The following is a 7512-nucleotide window of genomic DNA, read 5'->3' as shown; positions in this document are numbered from 1 at the left end:
TGTATCAGGTCATCCGAAAAGGCGAGGTACATATCCGGCTCAATTCTGTGGAACATCACATATTGGCCGTTCACTTTCTCAGGGAAGAGCGCTGCATCCTTGTTGTCTATATCAGGTATGATGACACCGTGACGTTCCCAGCGTATAAAATCCGTTGTAGAAGCCATGGAGATTCTAACGCCGAGAGGCGAATATGCTGTGTATTGCATATAGAACCTTCCATCGATCTCCGTTATTCTGGGATCTTCCACACCGTATAATTCCCACTGACTACCGGGAGTAAAAACTGGTTTTTCCAATCTGTTGAACCTTATACCGTCAGTACTTACCGCATACCCAATTCTGGAAACCATATCTTCTCCCTGTGCACGATAAAGCATGTGGAAAAGGCCGTTTTTCTTGACAACAGCACAGTTAAATACGTATTTTGATTCCCAATGATGTTGGGGCACTGGTGAAAGCAGTGGATTTAAAATACATCTTTGTAGTTTCATTTGCAAGCCTCCTTTATTTCAGCGACATGGATATGCCTTGTAAGAAATATTTCCTGAATATCAAAAAAATCAAAACCATGGGTAATGTCTGTATAACCGATCCCGCCAATATTGGGCCAACATAACTCCCGTATTCTTTGTTGAAACTTGCCAGAAGCACAGACAAAGGCATTTTATTGTAATCTCTGATCACTATCAAAGGCCACATGAAGTTATCCCAGATCCCTATAAAAGTAAACATACCAACTATTGATGCGGTGCTCCGGGAAAGCGGGATCATCAATTTTAATATAACCCAGAAATCGCTAGCACCATCCATTTTAGCAGCTTCTATATATTCATTGGGAACAGACTTGTAAGATTGGGTAAACATAAATATCCCCCAGGCTGACATGAGGCCAGGAACTATCACTGCCGAAAGAGTATTCAAAAGCCCCAGTGCCCTCATAAGAACATACAATGGAACGATGAACATGAATCCTGGAAAGAGCATCTGGAAAATGATGAAGTTAAAGAGAACTTTTCTACCCTTGAAATTTATCTTAGACAGAGCATAACCAATAAAAGCCGATGTTATGATAACCGCGAAGGTTACAGTCATTGAAATAAAAATACTGTTAAAAAGCGCTCTTACAAAGGGCCTCTGCATCGATTCAGCTGACTTCAAAATGAAGCTGTAATGTTCCATTGTAAAGTGACTAGGCCAAAATTTTGTGAAAATTTCAGATGAAGGCTTGAAAGAGGACATGAACATCCAGATATATGGATATATCCAAAGTAAAGAAGCAGCAAATAGAATGATATACAATAAAAGCATCCAGAATTTTTTCATGAATAACTCACCTCTCTCTCGATAAGCTTTCTCGTCAAGATTACGCACCCAAAGCTGATCAGTGCGGTCACTATTGCAAGCGCAGATGCGTAGCCAGGATTCAGTTTTTGGAATGCATTCGTATAGATCATCATCATGAATGTATATGTGTGCCTCATTGGGCCACCACCTGTTATCAGAAAAGGTTCGGTGAAAATACCGAAAGTCAGTGAAATGGCAAGCACCAGTACCATGACCAGCGAGGGATTTAGCAAGGGCAGCGTAATCTTCCAAAACTTCACCCAGCGGTTAGCTCCATCGAGTTCAGCTGCTTCGTAGAGATTTTTTGGAATGGTAACAAGCCCCGAATAGAGTATCAGCCCGTAATACCCTATGAATTTCCAGGTTATCATCATGGATATTGAAAGTACTGCCAGCTGAGGTTGGCTGAACCAGGGTATGGTTACTCCAAAGAGAGAGTAGGTGAGCTTATTAAGAGGCCCATTAATGGCGAATAGTTTTGAAAAGATTATGGAATAGGCCACGCCAGATGACACATAGGCCACAAGGAAAGAAAGCATGAAAAAAGTCTTGAAATACTTGACTTTGGTCAAAGCCATTGCAAAGAGCAAAGACAAAACAAGAACCATGGGAATGAAATAAAGCATGAAATTGAAAGTGTTGATTACAACCCGCCAGAAGTCCTCATCTGTAAAAAGCTTTATGAAGTTGTTAAACCATACAAATCTCCTAGGTGTCAGAAAATTCCATTTCGACATAGCTAGCACGAAAAGCCAAACAAAGGGATATCCCCAAAAAATGGCGGTATAAACAAGATACGCAGTCGAAATTGACCAACCTTTGATGTTCTCGCGTCGTTTTAGCGTCCTCATTCCCATGGCATCCACTCCATTACTCTGTATTTGAAATACTTAGGCTAGAACAAAATACGTCTTATTTTACTGCTGGCATCTTTAAGAGCTTGTTCAGGGGTTTTCTTTCCGTACATAATAGGTTCTATAAGATATTGGGTCATAGCATCTTGAATATCTACGGTAAAAGTTGTTAACGCTGGTGGAATAGCAAAAGGCACATATTCAGCTATTACTTTGAAGTAAGGATTTTCTTCCATGTAATTTGTGAAAATCGGATTTGTTGTAAGGTCCCCACGGGCAGGTGGCATATTGGTGATTTCCATCCATCTAAGGTCGTTTTGGACATTCGAAAATACCCATTTGATAAATTCCCAGGCTTCATTTTTATATTTACAGGATTTAAATATTACGAGCCCTTTAGTATCGGCAAAGACGTGCACAGGCTGATCTGCCGGATAATCGTCAGGTACCGGGGGTGGTGCGATAAGAATATTGGGATACACATCTGGGAATTGTTCCTTGGCCCAATTGAGATCCCATGGTCCTTTGACTCCCCCAAGAACCACACCGTAGTAAAAGGGGAAATTCCCAAGGTCAACGGCAGTCCATTCATTTCTGAACATAGTATCTATAAATGTGGCAACTTTTTTCCCAGCATCATCGTTGAAAGTAGCTCTTGCTTTTTCAACGTCTAAATAACTTTTTCCACCACTTGCTGCATAGTAGTAATTTATAAAATCAAACCAGCGATCCCACCAGTTCCTGCCAAGGACTATGAGAGCACCAAATTTCTCGTTCTTAACCGAATACTTCTCACTCACTTCATACACTTCTGAATAAGTTCTGGGAGCTCTGGTATATCCAAGCTCTTCTAGAAGGTCTTTGCGCCACCAGAACATCATTGGATTAGAATATATGGGAAGCACATAGTTATGTCCTCCGAATTTCCAGCCTTCGACAATGGTTTCCATTTTCCTTTCCGCTATAAGGTCGGAATATCCGGGTAAGCTTTCAAGCGATACTAATTGGTCAGCCTCGATAAGTTGAGCTGCAAATCCACTGAAGATGTTTGTACATATATCTGGGCTGTTGCCCGCGGCAATGGCCGTTAAAATAGCTTCTTCGGAGCTTCCTGAAGCCGGTATGGGAGACCATTTTATCTGTATATCCGGATGATTGGCATTCCATTCCTCTACCAACGGCCTCCAGAACTTCTCCTGAAGAGGATTTGGAGCTGTCCAGAAAACGATCTCCTTTCCCAAAGCAAAGATGGTTATTAAAAGTACACAAAGAACGATAATACCTTTCCTCATAACAAACCCCTCCTTTTATATGGTGCTTTCCCGTTCAATATACTGAGTGAAAAGAGATATCTTAACAGGATGCTTTTCCTCGCCCATGAGCAGGTTGAACAGTCGCCTTGCCGCTATTGACCCCAAATCGTACTTGAATATCTTCAATGTGGTGAGTTTTGGTGAAACCAGTGAAGCACTCATTATGTCATCAAAACCAACAATGGACACATCATCTGGGATTTTAAATTCTCTCAGTTTCAGCTCTTCCATAGCTCTTATTGCAGCCGTGTCATTAGAGCCGAAAATAGCTTCGGGTTTACCATAACTTCTCAGCATCATGTCAATAATCACGCCCATATTGTCACTGACTTCATCAAACTCATAAGATTTTGGCATAAATCCATGCCTTTCCATAGTAGCGATATAACCATCATATCTATCTCTGAATCCAAAATGCGAAAGCGGTCCATGAATATGCACAATTCGCTTGAGTCCCTTAGAAATGAGTCTATCTACCGCAAAAACTGCTCCATCATAGCCATCAGAAACCACGTAATCCACCTTGAGCCCTGGAAGATATTGATCAACCAGAACCACAGGTTTTTTCGTTGCTTTAACCTCTTTGACCAGTTCTTTGGTTATCCCACCACCTATAAGTAAGAAGCCATCAGCATTTTTATCCCAGGAATTCACACTTCGTAAATGCACGTTCATTCTATGGTTCTTGGAAAAATCAATGATTCCTTTATGTACAATGCTATAAAATTCATCAAGAACAGTGGTTATGGATTTGAGGACCCAATCATCTGCCAAAATGTTTACTTCGAAATTTTGCCTTGATTTTGCCAAAAACCTTGCAGCCCTAGCAGGTTGATAGCCCAACTCCTCAATGGCTTTTAATACTCTCTCTTTAACCCTGGCAGAAACATATCCATTGTTGTTTATCACCCGAGAGACGGTTGCAGTAGAAACTTTTGCGAGTTTTGCCACATCAATCAGCCTGGTCATTTTCGAACTCAAAACAGCCACCTCCGTGTGTAAGCGTTTACACATCTAGAAAAATGATAAAACATTTTCTTCTATATAACAATATTCTGTGAGTTGGAATTAGCTCCATTTTCACAGGATTATATTGGATTACACGAAAATATGTTACCGTCACGCATTTCTATGCTATTTAAAAATACAGGATAAAAAAATAACAAAAAGATGAATACCTTAGGAATCCGAAGAAAAGAGACGATAATCGACTCCATTTTTTTATAATTACTAAAATTGGCTTTGAAACAGGTTACTGATTTTGTGAACCCAGCTTATATAATCCCTAATGTGAAAGCGCTTACATATCACACTTTACAAGGAGGGGTGAATCATGAAGAAACTCTTAGCTATTTTTTTGGTGCTCTTTGCATTTACCATCCTGATGGCTGAAACCATCGAAGTTCCTATCACTATTAATAAGACAACACAGTCGCTCGTGCCTTTTAAAATCAGCATGAACAAAATTTTGGATCTTGTAGGAACTGATTTCGACGCGAATTGGGATTCCATAAGATTTGTCGATGAAAATGGCGCTGAGGTTCCTTACCAGGTAGATGACGTTGATCTCAACGGAAAGCTTTCTTCTGGTGATTACATACTCTTGCTGCTCCCCGGAAATGTCACTATGAAAGTCAGCGACGATTTCAGCATCGAGGCTCCAGAATACGACGCAGCCCTTACCGTAAGCAATACCGATGAAGGTGTTACCGTCAGCACACTTACTTTCAAAGCCAGGATAAATAACAAAGGGTTGGTAAAGGTTGAGAAGTTTGAAAGTGTAGAAGGTACCATAGTTGATGAAATAGGTATTGCCAGGGTCGCTGGCTGGGTTGGCTCAACCTACTATATTGATGGTGAGCTCGGCAAGCACGAAGAGAAGACCACTGGTGATTTCAAAGTCATTGACATGAAAGTCCTGCCCGCTGGTCCTGTTGCGGTTACTGTGGTAAGTAAGCTGGATTGCGTTCCCTTCGTGGGTATGGAACAGATAATCGTTACCAGCATCTTCAAAACAGGAGATATCATCTCCTCTAGCCACTTCGTGTTCAAAACCTACACTGACCTTATGAAACTTCAGAACATGATTACAAGGCCCATCACTGATTTAGCGGATGATGCGGTTCATATGCTGCCTGTTTTCAGAAGACTGGTTTGGGCTGATCAGCTCAATATAACACCACGGGAATACTGGGCCGAGAGAAATGCCATCATGAATGTCAATGGCGTACCATACATAGTCTTCCCGGCAACAGACTCCATGAAACCACTCTGGTGGGGAGCTACTTACATTTTTGCCTCTGAAGAATCCTGGAGATCCAATTACTCACCCAGTAAAGGAATAGGTGTTGCCGAAATCAATCCCGTAAAGCCCATTGTTTATGTGAACTATGCTAAATGGGTTAATGGAAATACCTGGGTTTATGAGAGCAGAGAGTTCCGTGATGGCATCTTCAAGTGGATACCTGGCGAATTCGAAGTCTATGAATCCACTGCTGGAAACGTCTCTACCGAAATGAAAGACTGGCCTGCAAGATTTAAGGCCGGCGATGAAGTGGTTTTTGATAGGTATTACGACGTTTACAAGAGCATGAGCATACCAAATGCGATAGAATATCTTGAATTGAGAACTGCAGAAATCCAGTCTATTGCTGTTGGCGAATAAGGAAAATAAATCACCGGGGGCACTTCAAAGTGCCCCCGTTTTTTAGGGTGAGACAATGAAAAACTTATTTTTGGTTATCGTGATGATTTTATTAAGCTGTGTCATTCTCTCCTTTGAATTGAATATCCATCATCTGGAATTTTTAAGGTCTGAATTCAAAATTGAAGAAAATCGTGCAGTTGGTTACTGGATTTATAGTAACCTTCAACCGGATGGCTCATACAAGCACATAGGAGCCAAAGGTGAAGGAATTACCTGTGTTGATGACGTGGCCCGTGTGGCTATTTTCTATCTAAGGCAACTTGAAACCGATCCTGAAGATAATTTCTCGAATAATCGCGCCAAGGAAGCATTGGACTTTCTTTTGAGATTTCAGAGAATCGATGGGGATTTTTACAACTTCGTTTTCGAAGACGGTACAATCAACAAAAACGGGCCCACTTCAAGGGCTAATGCCAACTGGTGGGCGACGAGAGCATTCTGGGCAATTTCTCTAGGAGCAAAAGTGTATTCAAAAACTGACCCTGAATTTGCAAATGCGCTTGCTATCAGGGCAAAAAAAGTGCTAAAAGTTCTCGAAAGTAATTTCAAAAACAACTTGTTGAAAGGATACACAGACATGAGCTCGATAATGCTTCTTGGAGCCTGTGAGCTTTATAGATCTATTCCTGAAAAGGATATTCTAAAAGCGATCGAGACACTCGCAGAAGGAATTATCGACTCTCTTGACACCTCACATGGTGAATTGCTGGGTTTTTTCGATGAAGGAAAAGAAGAATTCAACTGGCACGGTTGGGGCTCAAGGCAGATTGAAGCATTAGTTGAGGCTTATAAAGCAACAGCTAACCAAGCATATCTGGAGTATGCAAAAAAATCTGCTGAAAAGCTTTTTCCCCTCATTATATCAGCAGGTCCTTTGTATTCAGTATCGCGTAGCATAAAGCGCTTTCCACAAATAGCATATGCGGCCGAGGTCTTTGTTAATTCAGCCGCAAGGTTGTATGAAGTAACTGGAGAAGAGCTATATGCCTATTACACTCTGCTTTTGGGGGCGTGGTTTAACGGATTAAATATCCTGAAATCACCCATGATAGGCCCAGATGGGCAGGGATATGACGGACTCGAAATCACCCATCGGAATCTCAATTCCGGTGCTGAATCCACTATTTCAGCGCTACTTGCTTTACAGGCTGTAAAAACTCTACCGGAAAATTATCAGGAGCTTTTTGAAGAGAAAAAAGAATTCCTCACTCCTGCTTTTTTCTTGGAAGCAGAGAAGTTTAATCTTGGTCTTTCTGAAGCGGAAGCCGAAAACTCTAATATCGCTTCCGGG

General features: G+C 41.3%; 6 protein-coding genes and 1 pseudogene. 2 read left to right on the top strand and 5 right to left on the bottom strand.

What is annotated here, in order from left to right; genetic code table 11:
- The 5 genes from AC3LHT_RS06430 to AC3LHT_RS06410 all read right to left on the bottom strand — a co-directional run.
- Positions 1–500, bottom strand: a 500-nt coding sequence (locus tag AC3LHT_RS06430) for a glycoside hydrolase family 130 protein (RefSeq protein ID WP_488662319.1), incomplete at its 3' end; no start/stop codon positions are given.
- 7 nt (positions 501–507) lie between these two features.
- Positions 508–1326: a carbohydrate ABC transporter permease gene (locus AC3LHT_RS06425; protein WP_290666312.1), complete on the bottom strand. Its 819-nt coding sequence runs from the start codon at positions 1324–1326 to the stop codon at positions 508–510.
- The gene (locus AC3LHT_RS06420) at positions 1323–2198 is read right to left on the bottom strand and encodes a carbohydrate ABC transporter permease (protein WP_488662320.1); all 876 of its coding nucleotides are present in this window, start codon (positions 2196–2198) and stop codon (positions 1323–1325) included. The genes AC3LHT_RS06425 and AC3LHT_RS06420 overlap by 4 nt, the downstream gene beginning before the upstream one ends.
- A 44-nt stretch (positions 2199–2242) precedes the next feature.
- Positions 2243–3493 (bottom strand): extracellular solute-binding protein, encoded by a 1251-nt coding sequence (locus tag AC3LHT_RS06415; protein WP_290646946.1) that lies wholly within the window; start codon positions 3491–3493, stop codon positions 2243–2245.
- Positions 3494–3508: 15 nt separating this feature from the next.
- Entirely contained in the window at positions 3509–4495 is a 987-nt protein-coding gene (locus tag AC3LHT_RS06410; RefSeq protein ID WP_290666308.1) for a LacI family DNA-binding transcriptional regulator, read from the bottom strand.
- 352 nt (positions 4496–4847) lie between these two features.
- Here AC3LHT_RS06410 and AC3LHT_RS06405 point away from each other — a divergent pair, with 352 nt between their 5' ends.
- A complete protein-coding gene (locus AC3LHT_RS06405; RefSeq protein WP_290646948.1) occupies positions 4848–6179 on the top strand; it encodes a hypothetical protein in 1332 nt (443 codons plus the stop codon).
- A gap of 55 nt (positions 6180–6234) precedes the next feature.
- A pseudogene (locus AC3LHT_RS06400) lies at positions 6235–7512 on the top strand (hypothetical protein); the annotation flags it as partial.

It is taken from the genome of Kosmotoga sp. (assembly GCF_982836095.1).
Note: the sequence above shows the minus strand (reverse complement) of the source record. Positions and strands in the feature narration are given on the sequence as shown.